General features: G+C 58.5%; 1 protein-coding gene. It reads right to left on the bottom strand.

Features of this window, described 5'->3' with window-relative positions; all coding sequences use genetic code 11:
• Positions 1–40: 40 nt before the first annotated feature.
• On the bottom strand, positions 41–1,360 hold the full coding sequence (gene ltrA, locus Q2M23_RS43510) for a group II intron reverse transcriptase/maturase (RefSeq protein ID WP_316399504.1): 1,320 nt from the start codon (positions 1,358–1,360) through the stop codon (positions 41–43).
• Positions 1,361–1,920: the final 560 nt, after the last annotated feature.

The raw sequence follows: 1,920 nt of genomic DNA on the forward strand, positions 1-1,920 counted from the left end.
GCCGCACAAACTGGACGTGCAGTTTTCCCGCATCCAGCTTTCATGAACGGGCTCTCGCGGCCTGAAGCGAAGGGATCAGTGAGACCAGCCCTACCAGCTTGAACTCCGTGCGCAGCCGTCTTGTCGGATATTCCTTCCAGGCTGCGTTCCGCCACCGCTTGGTGCGGTGCGACCAGAGCCTTCGGACGATCCAACCATCCAGTTGATGGAAGCGCTTTCTGACATGGGAGCGACAGTAGTAGTTTCCCCATCCTCGGATGATCGGGTTGATCGTCTCGATCAATTCGCCCAGACGCAGAGGCATCCGCCTCATGGTCAAGGCCCTGATCTGATCCTTGAATCGGTCCACCGACTTCTGTGTGGGAATGGCATAGAGATTCTGCCGGTTCAGTTTGGATTTGATCCGGTCGCGGGTCAGCTTGTATCGAGCTTTCCCACGCTGGATTTTAAATCCCAGGAACTCGAAGCCATGTGCGATGTGAACGATCCGGGTTTTCTCCCGGTTGAGCGTCACACCAAGCGTTTCGAGAATCCTTCCTGCTCGCGCCAAGGCGTGTTCCGCCTCCGCTCGAGTCCGACAGGTCACAACCCAGTCGTCCGCCCAGCGTGTGAGCCGGTACCCTTTTTGCCTCATCTCCTTGTCAAAGGGAGTCAGCAGGATATTGCTCAACAAAGGCGAGATGACGCCCCCTTGCGGGGTCCCCCGTGGAGTCTCGAACCGCTGACCCTTTGCCTCGTAGCCCGCCTTCAGCATCTGTTGAATGAGCTTCAACACGCCGCTGTCGGCGATTTGCTTTCCGAGGAGAGCCATGAGTTTCTCGTGATCCACGGACCCGAAGTAGTCTTTCAGGTCCGCATCCACGATCCACTCGTTTCCAGCCTCCACTTCGCGCCAGATCTTGGCCAGGGCATCGGCGGTCTTGCGACCCTTGCGATACCCAAAGCTGCTCGGATCAAAGACCTTCTCAAAGATCGGCTCCAGGCGATTTACCAGCGCCTGCTGGCAGACCCGGTCGTAGACCGAAGGTATGCCGAGAGGTCTTGTCTTGCCGGGAGCCCCTCTTTTCGGGATCTCCAGTCGTCGCACGGCTTGCGGCCGATAGGTCCTCTCTCGGAGCTCGCGATGGAGCCGCTCCAGATTCGCATCCAGCTCGGCCTCAAATTCTCCGATCGTCACCCCATCTGTGCCGCCTGCACCCTGATTGGCGCGAACGCGCTCCCACGCAAGCTTCAAGTTCTTGCGTGAGTAGACTTTGTCCACCAGAGAGTGGACCTTCTGCTTCTGACCTTCGAGCACCAGATGATCGGACAGTCTCCTGGAAGCGTGACGTTCGGGTTTTTCACAAAGGGAACTTTCCATCTTCACGCTCCTTTCTCATCCATCTCGATGCATCCTCGCTCGATCCGTTCACGAACGTCCTTCCCCGAACCACTCTCGGTTCGCCGTTTCCGGTCACGCGAGTTGTTCGTCTCGCGCTTCAGGTACTACTCCGTTCTCCGACTCCTGCATGAGCCTCGCTTTCCCACTTCGCTTGCGCTTATAGGGTTGCTTACCCGGCTTGATGGGCCGGGACCTATGCAGGTCTCCTGGGGTCACGCATGAATCTTCCGTATCGTGCCGTCAGCAAACACCTTGGTTCGATGGGTGAATGAGTAACGCCTTCGCCCCCATAGTGCGGGCTCGACCTTGCCCCATCTTTGGCCGACCTGTTCATCGTCGGGGTAGCCCCCATTGATTGCAGCCCGATACTTCTCCTCAAACCCTTCGGATTCCGGATCGCTCCGGACACCCTGTCCTCCACCGGCTTCCACCGCTGGCCGGCGAGGCATTACCCCCACCTTTGGATACGGCGCCCCTCATTCGAGCGCCGGAGGGACTTGAACCCTCCTGACTCATGCGCTGCCCAGCGCACACTATGC

This window comes from Bradyrhizobium sp. 33ap4 (genome assembly GCF_032654765.1).
In the GTDB taxonomy this organism is placed as follows: Bacteria; Pseudomonadota; Alphaproteobacteria; order Rhizobiales; family Xanthobacteraceae; genus Bradyrhizobium; species Bradyrhizobium australafricanum.

Excerpts from the sequence above, each read along its gene's own strand:
- ltrA (WP_316399504.1), bottom strand. The coding sequence starts at position 1,360 with ATGGAAAGTTCCCTTTGTGAAAAACCCGAACGTCACGCTTCCAGGAGA.